15 protein-coding genes, 1 pseudogene and 1 riboswitch are annotated in these 18374 nt (G+C 29.0%); of the genes and pseudogenes, 14 read left to right on the forward strand and 2 right to left on the reverse strand.

Annotation, left to right across the window (positions count from 1 at the left end):
* Nucleotides 1-9 precede the first annotated feature (9 nt).
* From smpB to F5ESL0233_RS01735, 3 genes are all read left to right on the forward strand, one after another.
* Nucleotides 10-468, forward strand: coding sequence for an SsrA-binding protein SmpB (gene smpB, locus F5ESL0233_RS01725; protein WP_090093397.1), 459 nt, complete (start codon nucleotides 10-12; stop codon nucleotides 466-468).
* 581 nt (nucleotides 469-1049) lie between these two features.
* Complete coding sequence (locus tag F5ESL0233_RS01730) at nucleotides 1050-1706, forward strand: nitroreductase (protein ID WP_122058413.1); 657 nt, start codon at nucleotides 1050-1052, stop codon at nucleotides 1704-1706.
* Between the two features lie 82 nt (nucleotides 1707-1788).
* Nucleotides 1789-3123, forward strand: a complete 1335-nt coding sequence (locus F5ESL0233_RS01735; RefSeq protein WP_122058415.1) for a hemolysin family protein — start codon at nucleotides 1789-1791, stop codon at nucleotides 3121-3123.
* Between the two features lie 53 nt (nucleotides 3124-3176).
* Here the strand turns inward: F5ESL0233_RS01735 and hpt are convergent, their stop codons facing one another.
* A complete protein-coding gene (hpt, locus tag F5ESL0233_RS01740; protein ID WP_090093401.1) occupies nucleotides 3177-3746 on the reverse strand; it encodes a hypoxanthine phosphoribosyltransferase in 570 nt (189 codons plus the stop codon).
* A gap of 200 nt (nucleotides 3747-3946) precedes the next feature.
* On the opposite strand from hpt, the gene F5ESL0233_RS01745 reads away from it, so the two are divergent.
* The 10 genes and pseudogenes from F5ESL0233_RS01745 (at nucleotide 3947) to F5ESL0233_RS01790 (ending at nucleotide 16494) form a co-directional block, all read left to right on the forward strand.
* Nucleotides 3947-5029 (forward strand): M42 family metallopeptidase, encoded by a 1083-nt coding sequence (locus F5ESL0233_RS01745; RefSeq protein WP_090093403.1) that lies wholly within the window; start codon nucleotides 3947-3949, stop codon nucleotides 5027-5029.
* 58 nt (nucleotides 5030-5087) lie between these two features.
* A riboswitch (TPP riboswitch) is annotated at nucleotides 5088-5176 on the forward strand.
* A 45-nt stretch (nucleotides 5177-5221) separates the two neighbouring features.
* Entirely contained in the window at nucleotides 5222-5800 is a 579-nt protein-coding gene (locus F5ESL0233_RS01750; protein ID WP_118906717.1) for an ECF transporter S component, read from the forward strand.
* 148 nt (nucleotides 5801-5948) lie between these two features.
* Entirely contained in the window at nucleotides 5949-6695 is a 747-nt protein-coding gene (locus tag F5ESL0233_RS01755) for a tyrosine-protein phosphatase (RefSeq protein WP_233554948.1), read from the forward strand.
* 528 nt (nucleotides 6696-7223) lie between these two features.
* On the forward strand, nucleotides 7224-8213 hold the full coding sequence (locus F5ESL0233_RS01760) for a hypothetical protein (RefSeq protein ID WP_122058418.1): 990 nt from the start codon (nucleotides 7224-7226) through the stop codon (nucleotides 8211-8213).
* Between the two features lie 42 nt (nucleotides 8214-8255).
* Nucleotides 8256-9227 carry a BspA family leucine-rich repeat surface protein gene (locus tag F5ESL0233_RS01765; protein WP_122058420.1) on the forward strand — a complete coding sequence of 324 codons (972 nt, stop codon included), beginning with the start codon at nucleotides 8256-8258 and terminating at the stop codon, nucleotides 9225-9227.
* A gap of 264 nt (nucleotides 9228-9491) precedes the next feature.
* Complete coding sequence (locus F5ESL0233_RS01770; RefSeq protein WP_122058422.1) at nucleotides 9492-9905, forward strand: GtrA family protein; 414 nt, start codon at nucleotides 9492-9494, stop codon at nucleotides 9903-9905.
* 24 nt (nucleotides 9906-9929) lie between these two features.
* Complete coding sequence (locus F5ESL0233_RS01775) at nucleotides 9930-11375, forward strand: glycosyltransferase family 39 protein (protein ID WP_122058424.1); 1446 nt, start codon at nucleotides 9930-9932, stop codon at nucleotides 11373-11375.
* A complete protein-coding gene (locus F5ESL0233_RS01780) occupies nucleotides 11375-12328 on the forward strand; it encodes a glycosyltransferase family 2 protein (RefSeq protein ID WP_122058425.1) in 954 nt (317 codons plus the stop codon). The genes F5ESL0233_RS01775 and F5ESL0233_RS01780 overlap by 1 nt, the downstream gene beginning before the upstream one ends.
* A 9-nt stretch (nucleotides 12329-12337) precedes the next feature.
* Nucleotides 12338-13534, forward strand: coding sequence for a hypothetical protein (locus tag F5ESL0233_RS01785; protein ID WP_122058427.1), 1197 nt, complete (start codon nucleotides 12338-12340; stop codon nucleotides 13532-13534).
* Nucleotides 13527-16494: pseudogene (locus F5ESL0233_RS01790) on the forward strand (LTA synthase family protein). The gene F5ESL0233_RS01785 and the pseudogene F5ESL0233_RS01790 overlap by 8 nt, the downstream one beginning before the upstream one ends.
* A 111-nt stretch (nucleotides 16495-16605) precedes the next feature.
* Here F5ESL0233_RS01790 and udk read toward each other — a convergent pair.
* Entirely contained in the window at nucleotides 16606-17283 is a 678-nt protein-coding gene (gene udk, locus F5ESL0233_RS01795; protein WP_370448334.1) for a uridine kinase, read from the reverse strand.
* A gap of 368 nt (nucleotides 17284-17651) precedes the next feature.
* Here udk and F5ESL0233_RS01800 point away from each other — a divergent pair, with 368 nt between their 5' ends.
* Complete coding sequence (locus F5ESL0233_RS01800; RefSeq protein ID WP_122058430.1) at nucleotides 17652-18368, forward strand: GntR family transcriptional regulator; 717 nt, start codon at nucleotides 17652-17654, stop codon at nucleotides 18366-18368.
* The last annotated feature ends 6 nt before the right edge of the window (nucleotides 18369-18374 follow it).

The following is an 18374-nucleotide window of genomic DNA, read 5'->3' on the forward strand; positions in this document are numbered from 1 at the left end:
GTTAAAAAATTGAAGAATGAAAAGAATGAGAATTTAGTTGCTCAGAACAAGAAAGCGCACCATGATTATTTTGTTAAAGAGACTTTTGAAGCAGGAATTGCTTTAACTGGAACAGAGATTAAATCTGTGCGAGCACGGCGGATAAATTTGCGTGATGGTTATGTTCAGATAATTAATGGATCAGCTTTTTTGGAAAATGTGCATATTAGTGAATACAAGCAAGGTAATCGCTATAACCATGAACCACTTCGAAGTAGACGCCTATTGTTACATAAAAAAGAATTATTGCGTTTAGCAAAGGCACAATCTGAACGTGGAATCGCTATTATTCCGCTTAAAGTATATATCAAACATGGCTTTGCAAAAGTATTACTTGGTGTGGGTCAAGGCAAGAAAAAATATGATAAACGGGAAACAATTAAAAAACGCGATCAAGAACGTGAAATTCGTCGCCAGTATAAAATTTAAAAATAGTTTGGCTAATTAGCAGTCAAACTATTTTTTATTAAAAATTGAGTTTATTTTGATTCATTTTATCTAGATAAACAAGCAATTTGATTTTTGGATTTAAACAATTTATTGGTTAAATCTCTTCTTAGAGCTACAGTTAAAGAAGAAAGATTATTTTTATACTTAAAAAATATAAATATAACTGGACTTTATATTGTAGATATAGATAATATAATGCTAAGGTCTAAATTTTGGCTGATTCATTTAAATTAGTTAATTATTATTTTAAGAAAGCGTAGAGTAAATTTGGGCTTGTAATATGTTATTTTATAAACTAATAATTTTAATAAAAATTATATGCCACAAGTATAATTGTAACCATTGTCTTCTGACATAAAAATTATGCTTATTTATTCAGATTTCATTTATTTGCTTACAACTGTGATATTTCGTATTATTAAAGTGTATGTGTATGTATAGTTACACTTGCTTATAATAATATACTCGGTTACCTTTTAAAAAGTAGACTATAATTTTGCAAAAGTTATTTAATTTTATATTTTAAAATATTTGCTAATAATGTGAGGATTTGAAACAAAATGGAATTTAATGATGTTTACAATAATGAACGTGTGACACGTAAGTTTACAAATCGTAAAGTCAATGAAAACTTGCTTGCTAAAATAATTGAACGTGCTAAGCAATCACCTTCACTGCTCAATTCACAGCCATGGAAGGCATATGTTTTAACAGGTGAAGCATTAAAAAAATTTAAAAAAGATGTCAAAGAGCAATTGGATGCTAACGTTGAACCAAATGAAGATTTTACCACAATGCTATCACTTAATTGGGATTTATATCCTAGTCAAAATATGGCAACAGTTGGGGCTTCACAACCCTATTTTTTTAATAATAAAATGGAATTGTTTACAGAAGCAAATAATACTATGTTTAATGCCCAAGATATAGTTTTTTTAACAATTCCGAAAGCTTCGCCTATATGGTCGGTGTTTGATCTAGGGATTTTTGCACAAAGTATTATGCTTTTAGCGATTGATGCCGGCTTAGCAATTATGCCAGCCCATTCAATGGTTTCTTATCCTAAAGTAGTAAGGAAATATACCAAAATTCCTGATGAAGAACTAGTCGGAATGGCGATTGGTCTAGGCTATCGTGACAATGCAGCAGAAGTTAATGACCCCAAGTATATTCCTAATAGATTACCTACTGAAGAAGTTTATAAATTAGTTAAGTAAAGGGATAGATTTTTCCATTAAAAGGGAGCGATTAATGTTAAGATATATGCTAAAGGATAATTAATAAAAGGTGATATAAATTTTGAATGATACCCAAATAATTATAAATTTGTTTGCTACCCTAGTAATTTTTGCTTTTGCTGCTTTTTTTGTGGCAGCAGAATTTGCACTAGTGCAGACAAGATCAAGCCAACTTGAAGATATGTTAGCTAATAATGAAGGTAATCCGCGCAAGGTTAAACATGCTCTGCGCATGGTTCATAACTTAAATGAATATTTATCAACAACTCAAGTCGGGACAACACTAGTAGGAGTAGTTTTAGGTTGGTTTTCAGCCGATACGTTTGCCGCGATAATTGAACATCTCTTAAATCTAGCACAGGTGAATTACTCTTTACTTAGATCAATTAGTGCAATTTTGGGTGTGATTTTATTAACTTATTTAGAAGTTGTAGTTACAGAAATTGTACCTAAAAATATTGCAATCGATATGCCAGTAAAGATATTGCTTAAAATTGTTACGCCTCTGCAACTTTTTCATACTCTAGTTTATCCATTTGTTTGGTTATTGAATGTTAGCTCTAATTCGCTGTTAAAGTGGCTGGGATTTGAAGCAGCTGATGAAGAAAATCAGATTTATTCTCAATCAGAAATTATCAAATTATCAAGAAAAGCTGTTCATGGTGGTTCACTTGATAAAAATGATTTAACTTATATGAAACGTGCTTTTGAATTTAATGATAAAGTTGCCAAAGATATTATGACAGATCGGACTAGGCTAATAGTTATTAATTCAGCTGATACAATTAAGAAGGCTTTAAAAATGTATCTAGATGATGGTTTTAGTCGACTGCCGGTTGTTCGTGATAATAATAAAGATGATATTGTTGGCTATATATATGCTTATGATGTGATTCAACAAAGCCAAATTGACGAACGAGTACCAGTGACAAGAATTATTCGCACAATGATTACAGTTCCAGAATCAATGCCCATTCAAGATATTCTACATTTAATGATAAAAAAACATACCCCAATTGTTTTAGTGGTTGATGAATATGGTGGAACAAGTGGAATTGTAACTGATAAAGATATTTATGAGGAGCTTTTTGGAACTGTTAAAGATGAAATTGACGATGTTTCTGATGATTATATTATTCAAGATAAGAAGGGAAACATCCGAGTTTCTGGTAAAACTACTCTGTATGATTTTGCCCGCTACTTTCGGACAGATTTAAAAAGCTTTCAAGATAGTGATATTATCACAATTGGTGGTTATATAATGGAACATTATCCAGATTTGAAAGAACATCAAACTGTAAAATTAGAGAATTTTGAATTTGAACTGGAAAGTATAGAGCAAGGATTTATGCGTTGGTTTATTGTGAAACCACCAACAAATGAAATTACCGAATAGCTAATATTAAAAAGAGGAACTATTGGTTTTAGATAGTTCCTCTTTTATTAAATTTAATTATTTTTAAGACTAGCAATAACTTCAGGTTTAAGTACCCCGATAAAACGTAAATTACGGTAAAAATTCATAAAATCTAAACCATAACCTACTACAAATTCATTGCCAACTTTTGAGCCGTAATATTCAATCTCAACGTCAGTTCTACGATTAGTTTCTTTATTCAGTAAAACACAGCATTTGACACTTTTGGCGCCACGTTTTTTCAGCAAATCTTTCACATATTTTAAAGTTAATCCTGTGTCAACAATATCTTCAACAATCAGAACGTCACGATCTTTAACATCGGTTTGTAGGTCTGAAATAAGATCTACTTTACCAGATGATTCTAATTCATTACCGTAGCTGGATACATCAAGAAAATCAATTTCTTCTTTAACATCCATTTCTCGAACAAGGTCAGTTAAAAAGAAAATTGCACCTTTAAGTGCACCAACAACCAGTGGTTGCTTGCCTGCATAGTCTTGGGTTAACTGTTTGCCTAATTTGACGCACATTTTGTGAATATCATCTTCGGTAAACAACTTATGATCAATAATACTGTTAATATTGTCGTTTTTCGGCATTTATTTACCTTTCACTTTAAACAATTTAAATTTCTAATAAAGTCGATTATATCATTTTCTAGATGAAATAGTAGATAGTTTTAATTTTTTTTGTCTATACAAGGTTTTTATTTAAAAATGAAGTTTAATTTAAATTGTAGTTTTCTTAATATAAATTTTGCTACAATTAAGAATAATAGTAAAAAATGAAAGGCTAAAAAATGAAAAAAGAAGAAGAAATTAAAATGCTTAAAGCTTTTGCAGATGCAAACGCAACCTCTGGCTTTGAAGAAGAATTTGTTAAATTGTTTACAGAAACTGTGAAGAATTACGCTGATATTAAAATTGATGGTATGCTGAATGTTTATGCAGCTAAAAAGCAAAATAAAGCTCATCGTCCAATAATCCAGCTTGATGCCCATTCAGATGCTGTTGGCTTTATTACACAGGCTGTAAGACCTAATGGTTTAATCAAATTTGTTCCACTTGGTGGCTGGGTTAAATACAATATTCCAGCTTTACGTGTCAAAATTAGAAATCGTGATGGTGAGTATATTCCAGGAGTAGTGGCAACTAAACCGCCTCATTTTATGACTGAAGCAGAGCGTAACAATGTTCCAGATGTTGCTGACATGTCGATTGATGTTGGTTCAAGCTCACGCGAAGAAACCATTAATGATTACAAAATTGACACTGGCTGTCCAATTTTTGTTGATGTAAAATGCGAATATAATGATAAGACAGGTTTATTTTTTGGTAAAGATTTTGATGATCGCTTTGGTGCAGCTGCAATGGCGGATGTTCTTGAGGAATTAAAAGATGAACAAACAAACTTTAATATCGTTGCTGCTCTTTCAAGTCAAGAAGAGGTTGGGTTACGAGGTGCGTATGTAACAGCTAGAGAAGTTAAACCCGATTTGGCGATTGTACTAGAATCATGTCCAGCTGATGATACTTTTACCCCTGACTGGTTATCTCAAACTGGTCTTAAAAGAGGACCGATGCTACGTGATATGGATACCTCATTCTTACCTAATCCTAAATTCCAACAGTATGCCTGCGATGTAGCTGATAAAAATCATATTCCTTATACGCGCTCAGTTCGTACTGGTGGGGGACAAGATGGAGCCGCTATTTACTATGAAAATGGTGCACCTACTATTGTGATTGGTATACCTGTACGATATGAACATTCACCATATTGCTTTAGTGCATACCATGATTTTAAGGCTGCAGTTGATTTAGCAGTGGCAATTATTCGTGACATGACTGAGGAAAAGCTTGCTAGTTTTAGTAATTTTTAAATACTTAATAAAATAAAATCGTGTAAGCCAAGGCTACACGATTATGCTATAATACAAAAGAAGTCACTAGGGGTGCATATAGCTGAGAAATACCCTCTGAACCTGAACGGGATAATTCCTGCGCTAGGGAAGTGTAATAGAGTAATTTACTAGGTACTCCTAATGACTTAATAGTTATTTAGGAGTATTTTTATGTTTACAAGATCATCAAAGTGGAATGTTAAATCAATTATTTTAGTTGCTTTAATCGGAATAATTATGGGTGTGATTTACACTTATGGCTTCAATTGGGCCTATAATTTAATTAAAATGGCCTTGATTCCAACAGGCTTTGCACCGGTAGTTGATACAGTTTTTACAGGTTTGTGGCTCATGGCTGCGCCTTTAGCAATATATTTTGTGCCAACTGCTGGGTCTGGTACTATTGGTGAATTATTAGCGGCAGTTGTTGAAATGGCGATTGGGGGACAATGGGGAGCAACGACTATTATATCTGGTATTCTACAGGGAGCATTAAATGAAATTGGCTTCTTCCCTAAAAAAGAACGCTATCAGAAATTTTCTTGGGCAAGTGTGATAACAGGAGCAATTTTTGCTGGCTTGGGCTGCTTTATTTTGTCATATGTGCTTTATGGTTGGGCAAAATTTAGTCTTGTATTACAAATAACAATGTTTATTACTAACTTGATTTCAGCTGTTGTTTTTGATGGTATTTTAGTTAAATTAATTATTAATATGTTTGAACGTGCTGTAAAGCCAAAAATAAGTTAATTAGAGTAAAGTAGTTGCAACTTATCCTGTCCAAAGGTTGATAGCAGATAAAACAGTTAGCAGCTATTTTTGTTTTGGTTGAAATTTGGCTCTAGCTCGAGTAAATTTTTTGATAAAAAGAATAATTTGGATATAGATAAGGACAATTATGGTAAAAGATATTACGAACTGGCGCTCATTAGGCGGTTATGTCGGTGCAAATGGGAAAAAAGTAAAAGAAAATATGCTTTTTCGGTGTGGACAGTTATTTGATTTATCTTTAGAGCAAAAGGAGGCCGTCCGAAATAAATATCAAATTAAGCAATTAATAGATTTTCGTGGTGCTGATGAACGAAAAGAATATCCAAATTATATTTGGAATGGATTAACTTATATTACGATAGATGTTCTAAAAGCTGCTGCTACTAACCAAGCTAGTCTTGATGAAATTATTTCTGCTAATGGGGATGTTGCAGGTAATATGCTAATTACATACAAGCAACTAGCCTTAACAAATTCTGCGCGTGAGGGATATCAACAATTTTTGCTGACTCTAGTTGCCAATCCCGTACCAACAGCATTCCATTGCTTTGCAGGAAAAGATCGTACTGGTGTTGCAGCAGCGTTAATTTTAAAGTGTTTGGGTGTTGGTAATCATGATATTTTTACTGATTATTTAAAGACAATTGAAGCAAGAAGCAAAGCTAATAACGAAATTTTAAAGCTTTTAAAAGGAAAATTAGATGCAGTTCAACTTGAAAGTGTAAAGGTAGCACTAACTGTACAGCCTTCGTATTTAGAATGCTATTTTAAAACAATTAAGCAGAATTATGGGGATTTTGATAATTACTTGGTAAATGGTTTGAAGTTGCCAGCTGATTTTAAGGAAAAAATGCAAGGTACTTATTTAGAATAATTAATGAAACTCTAAATTTTAAATTGATAATGAGTTGTGAAAATTATGTAATTTTCACAACTCATTTTTATAGGCAATATTATTGAATCCTAGAGATGATGTTCAAAGAAAATAATTAGAATAATAATTTATAAATTAACTTTAAAATAGCATGATTAAAATGGATAAAATAAATAGTGTAATTATTGAAATACTATATACAACAATAAAATTTGTTAAAACATAATAGTATCGTTATATAGTTGTACGCATATAGAAAAAGTATTTTATAATACTTTTTTTAGGTTTTTTTGTATAGTGTTCAAAGAAATATAAGTACGTTTTATAATAAAAGATGTATTTATATCTATAGATTGTTAAAAAATACAAATGTTATTATTGGATTTATATAAGCTAAAATCCCCATAATCACTAATTATATGGGAATTATAAATTTCAGCAGTTTAAGTTTGCTTATAAAAGTTTATGTATTACATAAATAACAATATGGTGATTAATTATTTTATATATTTAATAGAAGGAGAAAATATGAGAAGGAATATTCAATATTTTGCTAAACTTTTTACACTTTCATTATTAGTCGCTACTGGCTTATGTGTAACAAACTCTCAATATGTTTTCGCAGAATATACTAAGGATGAGCAGCATTTAACAGGAGTTGAAGCAAATAACTTAAAAGGAAATCGTGAAAAATATGCCACTATGAATGACTATAAAGAAATGGTTACATTGGCTAAGAAAACAGGCTTTCACTATTTGGATAAGCCAATCAGAATGTATGCTTGGTATAAAGATATCAATAAAGATGGAATTTACTACTTCAGCGATAATGGAACAGGGAAATATGTTAAAGGTAATTTAGTAGAAACACCTACAAAAAATAAGCAGATGACTCCCATATCTGTTGATGAATGGAGAATTATTGGAGCTTGTAATATTGATGGTAAAGGATATTTGATTAGTCATAATTTAGATGATACTGACCAATACTTGATTCGTGCTGACAATTTTATTCTCCCTAAGCGGGGATATGAAGTTAGAAAGCATCACAAAATACCTTCTTTTTATACCAAAACTGGTAAAAAAATAAAAAAGCCTACAGTAAAAATGTGTGGGATTCACTATGAAGATTTTTTAGTATCGAAAGAAATCATAAAAATAAAAGGTCAAAAATATCGTCGTGCATATGGTAGTTTTATTTACGGAACAAGTGGATATGAAAATATCTTTTATCTTAAAGAAAAGGATATCAAGAAATTGAAGCCAGCTACTTATTTGTCTGCTGATGCGGGGGTTTGGATAAAAGCAAAAGGATATAAAAATTATGATTTTTATAAGCCTAGTAAAAAGTATTACAAATATACTGAAGATGATGGGTACTATGGACAAATTACTGATAAAACTGATCCCAAAAAAATAAAATATATTAATAATCAATATAGTGATCCTTCTCTTAATGATTCTAATTCTGAAAATTATGATGAGGATGAAGATTATGATGAGAATGAAGATTATTAATTATTTGATTTAATAGAAATTAACTAATATGGGGAAAATATAATGTTTTTATTTAAAAAAAATAGTATAAAGTTTAGCAAACTTATATTAAGTTTATTATTAAGTTTATTGTTTATCTCGAATAATATTTTTTTAATAAGTTCTTGTTCCAACTTAAAAACAGTTGTAGCTAGCTATGTTAAAACTGCAAGAATTATAAAAAAATGTAAAATTTATAATCGTAATGGACATGAGATTTATCAAAAACGTTTGAAAAAAGGAAAAATAGTAAAAATATATCGGACTATTTATATCAAGAAAAATAAGTATTATTTTATTGGTAAGGGTAGATATGTTGAGGCGGCTAACATTAGAATATCTGGTCATGCATTTAAAGAATCATCAAAATATCCATCAATGGGCACAACACTCAAAATTATTAATGACAATGCTAATGATAAAAAAGTAACAAAAAATAATGAAGATTCAATTTCTGATTCTCAGGGGATAATTAATATTGGTAAATATGGCAATTGTCCTATGACTTTTGATACATTAACAGGGACTTTGCATATTTCTTCTGGTGATGATGGAAATAAACTGCGTGGAAGCGATGATAGTATAGCATCATTTATTTATCAGCAAAGATCAGGTGTTAAACCATCTGATATAAAGAAAATAAGTATTGATAATTTGGTTTCCCTACCAAGTAATTGTGAAGCAATGTTTGCAAACTTGGAAAATCTTGAACAAATTACAGGGTTAAGCAATGTTGATACTACTGATATATCCGATTTATCGTATATGTTTGCCAATGATTATAAATTAGAGAGCTTAGATTTAAGTACATGGAATATGGCAAATATTTCGGCAGATTACATGTTTAGCAATGATAGGAATTTAAATGATTTAAATCTACGTAAGTTTGATGATTATTACTCATGTAAGGGTATTTTTAGTGGTGTTAATCAAGTTGCAATTAAAGAATTGCCTTCTGATACGAGAGAACGATTAGAAAATGATGAGGAGTTGTAATTTGTAACTTTTAATATTTGTCAAAGAGAAATAGTTTGAAAAATTTCTCTTTTTTTGTAAATAATATGTTTTTATAGTAGTATATTTTGTTTTTTTATAATAAATTTCGCTTAATAATTAGAGAATGTAAAAATCAGATTTTATTTTTGGGGAATTATAGTAAACAAAAAATATATAAAGCTTAATATATCTGTAGTTATTTACAAATCAATTCTTTAATAAAGCAGATATTTGTTATGTTAAACTGAGTAATTTTTATTAAAAATGAAAATAATTACATTAATTAAAAAATATTGGCAATTGTGGTCGTATTTAATTTTTGGTGGATTAACAACACTAATCAACTTGGCCGTTTTTAACTATCTGTATATTTTTATGCATATAACAAGTTATCAAGTAGCAACTATTGTTGCATGGGTTATTTCGGTAGTTTTTGCATTTGTTACAAATAAATCATATGTATTTAGGACTAAAACTACATCATCTACACAATATTTACATGAACTGTTTATTTTTTTCTTTTATCGTAGTTTAAGTTTACTTATAGATTTTGCAATATTAAAAATTGGAATTGATTGCTTACATAGTAATGCTTTTTTAATAAAGTTAATCGATAATTTAGTTGTGATTATTATTAATTATGTTTTTAGTAAAATTTTTATTTTTAGAAAAAGCTAAATAAAAACTTTAAAGGAGTATAAAGTGGATAAAAAAGTCCCATTAGTGATTAGCAAATTTTTAAAAATTTGCTTTTTAATTTTTGCAGTTCTAATTGGATTGGGTACTTTTAATTATTATTGTGAAATAAAAAAGCAAGGAAATTTAATGTTTAGTATATCAATTATTTTGTTGGTTTCAGGATTTTTTGCATTGTTGAGCATTTGTTACTTGTTGGCTAAAATTCCAGATCAATATAACTATAATTTATATGTTTTGGTTGGATTAATTATTTTTTTTATTGCTATTTGTTTAATATGGATATTTATTACTCCTGTTCAACAAGTAAGTGATTATAATACATTTTGGCAGACTGCGAGTGATAGTATAAACGGTAAACATATCTACCAAATGGATAATGATTATTTTGCTAGATGGCCGTATCAAACTGGATTTTTAACTTATATTATGCTGGTAATTAAATTATTTGGTACAAATCTAAGAGTTATACAATTATTAAATATTTTATTTCAAGCTGTTATTTTATTGCTTGTGTATTATTTAACGCTGAAACTTTTCAATAAAGTAATACTTAGTCGCTGGAGCGTTTTTCTTTTAAGTATTAATTTAGAGTGGTTTGTTCTTAACAATCGTGTTACTAATCAATATATTAGCTTAGTCTTCTTCTTGTTATCGCTTATATTAATTTTTTCAGATAAAAAGTTTAGCTGGCTAGGTTCAGGTATCAGTTTAGCAATCGGTAATTATTTGCGACCTATAGGTATTGTATATTTTTGTGGAATAGTGGTTTTTATTGTAATTTATCGCTTAATTGCAATACCTCAAAGATATCGACAAAATTTATTTCGTTTACTTTCATTTTTAGTCACTTATTTGATTCTAACTATAGGCTTTAACTGTGTAGTTCAACAAGTAGGGTTAAATAAATATGGACTAATGAACCGAGATAGTATCTGGAAAGTTGTTACGGGGCTTAATTATAGATCTGGTGGGACTAATCGTTTATATATAACGAAGCAATTTAAAAAGACTGATAGTCGTGAAATGATGCAATTAGAAGAAAAAAAATTTGTAAAGCATAATATTCACGAATTAAATCACCAACATTTGTGGCTGAAGTTATTTATAAATAAGTTTAATACATTGTGGTCATATCCATCAAATTGCTTTGATTATACGTTGTTTAGAAAAAATTATAGCGCGCGTATATATCAAGTATTAAAGCTTATAGGATATTCTATTAATACTATCGAAATGATTTTATTATTTGTTGGCACAGTTTTTTCTATACGAGAAAAAGAAAATTATGATGAAACATTATTATTGGTTGTAACTATTTTTTATGTGATTATTCAGCTAATTATTGAAGTACAAGGTCGTTATCGAATTGAATTCACACCAGTTTTATTGGTTACTTCATCATTGGGTACAGGACTAGTTTTGAATAAAGTATCTGGAGGAACAAAATAATGGTATTAGAAAAACTTAGTATTATTGTTCCTTGTTTTAATGAGGAAGAAGTATTGCCTAAATCAAAGCCAATACTTATTGCAATACTTGAACAATTGATTGAATGTAAGGAAATTTCGACAGATAGTCAAATAATTTTTGTTGACGATGGTAGCTGTGATCATACATGGCAGTTAATTAAAGGCTACTGTACTTGTAAAAATATTTCTGGAATTAAATTGAGTCGTAATTTTGGACATCAAAAGGCTCTTTTAGCTGGATTATCAACAGCTAGTGATTCAGATATGATTGTCTCGATTGATTCAGATTTGCAAGATGATCCAAGGGCTATTGTTCAGATGGTTGAAGAATATCATAAAGGAGCTGATATTGTTTATGGAATACGCGATAAGCGTGACTGTGACACTGTTTTTAAAAGAACAACAGCTAACTGGTTTTATAAATTAATGAGTAAGCTTGGTGTAGAGATGATTCCTAATGCAGCAGATTTTCGTTTAATGAGTAAACGAGCAATAAAACTTTTACTAAGTTATCCGGAGCGGAATTTGTTTTTACGTGGTCTTATTCCAATGATTGGCTTACCTTCGGTAAGGGTTTACTTTAAAAGACATGAGCGGATAGCAGGAAAGTCTAAATATTCGCTTAAAAAAATGTTAGCCTTAGCTTTAAATGGAATTACATCTTTTTCAATTGTACCAATTAGGTTAATTATGAGTTTAGGTCTATTAATTGTTTTAATCGCTGTGTTTTTATTGTTTTATACGTTAATTCAAAACGCAAAGGGTAAGACTGAATCAGGTTGGACGTCATTAATGATTTCAATTTTGGCAATGGGTGGAGTCCAATTAATTTGTATTAGTGTAATTGGTGAATATGTAGGTAAAATTTTTAATGAAGTAAAAAGGCGCCCACGATTTATAATTGAACAAGATTTGTATCATAAAAATAATTAGGGTATTTGAATGATTAGTGATTTTGAAAAAAAAACAATTAAAAGCATTTTAAAAAAAAGACATATTATTTTTGTTTGTATTATGACGGCTTTGATTTTCGTTATGAGGATAATATTATTTAACTTTAAGTCGGCAGATTATACAATGTACTTGTTGCCCTGGTATGAAAAAATAAGCAATTTAGGAAAGATAACGGCACTTAAGCGACAAATTGGTGACTATAGTATCTTATACCAGTTCATTATTTCAGTATTAACGTACATAAATATAAATCCTTTATACTTATACAAATTTGTTTCAGTATTTTTTGATTTTGTGTTAGCATTTTTCTCCGCAAAATTAATAACTAGTATTAATAATGAAATTACTTTTTCAAAACCTTATATATTAGTAATGATTTTGCCAACTGTAATTTTTAATTCATCAATGTGGGCGCAATCATATTCAATTTATGTGAGTTTTTTAATAATTTCATTGTGGTTACTTTATAAAAGAGAATATGTGTTTTCTTTTATTTTTATAGGAGTAGCAATTGCATGCAAATTTCAGGCAATTCTATTATTACCGTTTTATATTTTAGTTTATTTAATTAGAAAAGATTTTAGTATTAGTTATTTTTTATTATCATTAATTTCAATTTACTTTTGTAATCTTCCAGGTTTTATAGCAGGTCGAAGCTTGTTAGCACCTTTTGAAATCTATAAAAACCAAACAGTGGAATTTAAAGGTCTTTTTTTTAATTTGTATAATTTTTCTACGCTTTTTTTTGATGCAACTAGAAGCCTCAGTTTAAATAATTATGTTATGTTACGTAATTGGTTAATTTTGCTAACTATAATAATTTTATTAATTGGATATTATGTTTTTTTTGATAAATTGACAGATTTTACCTTAACTAGCGTAGCGTTTTTAGAGATTGCAACATGGTCTTATTGGACATGTATCATGTTCTTACCAGAAATGCATGAACGATATGCTTATTTTGTGGACATAGTTTTACTATTATTATCCATTAATAATCAAAAAATATTGCCAATTGCGATAGTATCAGTTTTGGGAAGTTTCGTTGGTTATTTGAAATTTCTTTTAAATATTAATTATGGTAGTAGCTTTAAGTATTTAATGGCTATAGCTGAATTTATTGTGTACATATACTTTTCGCAGATTGTATTATCGAGAAAAATAGAAAGAGCAAAAAATGAATAAAGATAGAAAATTTATTAAAATAACACAAATTATCTTATACTTATTAATATCAATTGTAATATTGTTACGAATCTTTGCTGTTACAAATTTAACTAATAAAAGTAATTTTGGCTTTATGCAATTTTTCCCACAAACTATTCAGAATTTTATTTTAATTTTTATACCTATGCTATTTGGCGGAATATACAATAAAACTAGAACCTATCCTAATGAAGTTTTTCATTGTTGGATAATTGGTACTATTACTTTAATTGCATATTATTGTTGCTTTTTCTTATGTGCACCAGCATATTTTAAAATATGGAAAGTATTTAATGCATATTACCAATTATTACAAGTACATCAGTACTTTTTTCAGGAATACTCTTTAGTTTGCTAGTACAACCATACTTATATGATCTACAAAAGAAATTATCAAATAAGCAAAATATAATTATCTTATGTTTATTTACAGTTATGGGTTTTGGCTTGAGTGCAGGAACAATAGAATTTAGATATTCGATTTTTGGTATATATTTGATTCTATTTTTTGCATGGGGAATGTTTTTGTCAAATGTAAAAATCAATTCTAACTTTATAAAATTATTGCTTTTACTAGGATTTATATCATTTTTTATTGTTTTATTTGGTGTACCAGGATTTGATGCAGTTCACTGGGCACAGTTTTTAAAAAGGCATTATGGCAATTGGAATAGTCAATTCTTAAATAATCCGACTTCACCATTTATGTTTTGTCTGGCAAGTGTATTTTTTTTAATATTAAAAAAAATTATTTCTAATTGCACTCATGAGATAGTATACTATACTATTCCTATAATAGTTTTAGCGGCTGCGCCTATTTCTCCATTACTTATAAAAGTATTGCCACTAACTTCTTCTGTAATTATTAATAAATTAATTATAATAACGATTTTGATATTAATGTCAATGTTGTTGGTAGTGCTTTACAATCATTATTTATTCAAGATACGGCCATTTTCACAGATCGAGTCGTTTTTGTGCAAACAGAATAGTTTAATAGAAATTATTCAAATTTCAGAAAAAAGATTATTAAAATGGCTATCATTAAATAAAATTAATTTACAAACATTGATTTGGTTTTATTTTTTAAGTTTTTGCTCTTTTTTAATTGAGTCAGATCAATTTAGAATTCAAATTGGAACAGATCAAAATGTAAATGCTATTATTTATTTATTAAGTAAAAAATTTTTTACTATTATACTAACAGCAATTTTTTTAGAGGCATTTTTTACAATTATATATTTTTTAATTAGGCGTTATTGGACAAGTATAACTTTAGTTAGTATCTTGACAATTGGATGGGCAATAGCAAATAAAATAAAGCTAAATTTACGTGCTGAACCAATATATCCCTCAGACTTTAGTGAAATAAATAATTGGAAAACATTAATTTCAATGATTGAAATTAAAAAAATATTATATTGATAGCTATTTTTTTACTGATAATTATAATTGATATTTTCCTTGAAATTAGATATCCAATTTTTAAAAAAAAATCAATAAAAAGTGAGTTATTGTGGAGTTTGTTAAGTTTATTACTTTTAATTACACCGCTACAATCTAATCATGATAACAGCCTTTCCCATTGGCTATATCAAAGTTTTGACAATATTCCCACTTTTAGAAATCCTGAAATTGATGTTCAAACTAATGGTCCAATTTTAAATTTTTTAAATTATATAGATCTTCAGATAATGGATAAGCCTTCTAACTATTCTTGGACTGCTGTTAATCGCCTAAATAAAAAATATTATTATGTAGCAAAAAAAATAAATCAAACTAGAAAAAATAATTTTTCTAATCAAACAATTATTTTTAATTTGAGTGAAAGCTTTGTTGATCCATATTTAATACCAACCATTAAGTTTGATAAAAATACTCCCAATCCGGTTAAATTTATCCAGTCAATAAAAAAACAGTCAACCTATGGCACAATGTTAAGTGCAGGATATGGTGGTGGCACTGCTGACATGGAATGGGAAACTTTGACAGGATTAAATCTTGGTATACTTAAATCTAGACTGACACCATATGTTCAAATAGTTCCAAACTATAAATTTTATCCAACAATTGGAATGAATTTTTCTTATAAATCTACCATTCATCCATTTGTTGGCACATATTATTCACGTGTAGAAGATTATCGAAGATTTGGGTTTGATAAATTTGTGTATACTGGTTCCAAGTATAAAATCATTAATCAAAAGAAATTAGATAGAAATGTGTATAATTCTGATTTTACAACCTATGATAATGGTTTAAGACAAGTTTTCCTACAGCAAGGCGGTCAATTTATTAATTTGATTTCAATTCAAAATCACTCCGCATATAATAATTGGTATGATAATAATGAATATATTGGTAAAGTGTCTGGGAAATTAATTAATAATATAGATATTCGTTTAAAAATGGAAACTTATATTAAGGGTCTTCAATATACAGATTATGCCCTAAAAAAATTTATTGTTAGAATTAATAAAATAAAAAAGCCTATTACTATTCTTTTTTATGGTGATCATTATCCAGGTATTTTGCCACAAAAATATATAAAACGGTATCCAATTCAAATGCATTCTACACGCTATTTTATATTTGCAAATAAATATGCACGTAAACATAATGTGAAAAAAAAGTTATTGATATCTCGTAGCAAATTTGTTACTCCTTCTGATTTTATTGCAATGATACTTGAACAGACAAGTTCAAAAGTCACACCGTATCAAGCACTGTTGACTAAAGTTTATCAGGAATTACCGGCAATAACTATTAATTATTTAGGTAATAAAGGTTTTCAATTGGTAAATCAAAAAGGAAAAAGTATAAAAATAAGTAGTTTGAATAAAAAACAGCAATCTATTTTGAGAGATTATGAATTGATACAATATGATATGACTGCAGGAAAAGCATATGGATTAAAAATTAATGGATTTTATAGATAATAACAAAAATGTTAATAATATATGATTATTTTTATAATAAAATTTAGCAATATTAAATTGCTGATAAAAAATGATCTAAAATAGTTAGATAATCTAACTATTTTAGATCATTTAGTTTTTATTTGATATTTTATTTAGAACAGAATGTACTTTGGTTGTCAACATATCAATCGCAACATCATTAGTGCCACCTTCTGGAATAATGATATCAGCATAACGTTTAGTGGGTTCAATAAATTGATGATACATTGGCTTAACTGTATCAAGGTACTGTTCAATTACTGAATTAATTGAGCGCCCACGTTCTTCAATGTCTCGTTCAAGTCGGCGAATAAAACGAATATCGTCATCAGTATCAACGTAAACTTTAATATCCATTAAGTCACGAATTTTTTTACTAGATAAAACTAAAATTCCTTCAAGTATAATAATATCAACGGGTTCAGTATGAATTGTTTCGCTGCTACGAGTGTGCTCTTTAAAATTATAAACTGGCATCTCAATCGGTTTATGTTGTAATAAACTTTGCAAATGCTTAGTCAAAAGGGGAACATCAAAAGCATCTGGATGATCGTAGTTAATATTTAAGCGTACATCCATTGGCACCCCGGTGTTATCTTTATAGTATGAATCTTGCGTCATAATTAAGACATGCTCATTTTCTTGCATTTGTTCCACAATTTTATTGGCAATAGTCGTTTTACCGCTGCCTGAACCACCGGTTATACCGATTACAACGGGTTTTTCAAGTTGAGACATTAAGACACTCCTTTTTTTATCAAATAACATTTTACTTTACTTTGTCAAGAATTACCAATTGATTAGGCAAAAAATACTGATTTAGCAAATAAAATTTATTTGGATATAGTCAGAATTGGAAAAATAGTTCTCAATTGTTAAGTTAGCTAACTTGCTCGTGGCTCAGCTTAATTTAATAAGTTTTATTTTGGAAATAAGTGTATTAGATTTTGCTTGCTAGTGTACCCATTTCCCCAAGAGCTATTGACTCATTTTGTGAAAGCGATTACTATATCTTTGGTACCAAAAAATAATTATTTATCATTTATATTTTAAGAAAGTGATTTTAACGGTCATGTTTTAACCTTGATTAATTTTTAAAAGATACATTAATTACTAAAAGAGGACCAATAACTAAAATGGAATATAAAGAAAGAACAGCTGCTACGCAAGCTCAGGAATATATACAAGATTTAATTCAATTTAGGCCCGCTACTAAATTTTTGCCATCACAAAGAGAAATTGCTGAAGAACTAGGAGTTAGTCGCAATGCTGTGTTACATGCACTAGTGAAATTGAAGAGTGCAGATCAAGTTTCAACTAAGGAAAGGACAGGAATCGTTGTAAATACTAAAATTAATATTAATATGCTTGGCATGGAATCGATGACAGCAGAGATAAATGACCGAACGATTCAAATTAACCATCTAACTACTGAATTGATTTCTGTACCAAAAAATTTAACTAATTTTTTTGGTCCAACGGTAAAGAAATTAATTAAAATAAGCCGAGTACGATTAAAAAATAAAATCCCCCTAACCTATGAAACTACGTACTTTAATGCTGCAAAATTTAAAGTATTTGTTGAAATTGATTTTACTAATAAATCTTTATATGCGTTATTAAAAGATAAATACGGAATTGTCTTAGCTTATGGTAAGGAAAATATTGCTTGTAGCCTGGCAAATGAAAAAATAAGTGAAATTTTAAAGGTGAAAAAAGATACCCCGCTTTATCGCATCGATAGTTTTAATTATTTAGAGGATGCTACCCCCATAGAGGCAACTACCCAGTACCTGATTGGCAGTAAATTTAAATATCATTTTACGGCTGCTGATATTTATACTTATTTGTAGGGATAA

This window comes from Lactobacillus sp. ESL0233, assembly GCF_003692995.1.
Taxonomy (GTDB): domain Bacteria; phylum Bacillota; class Bacilli; order Lactobacillales; family Lactobacillaceae; genus Lactobacillus; species Lactobacillus bombicola.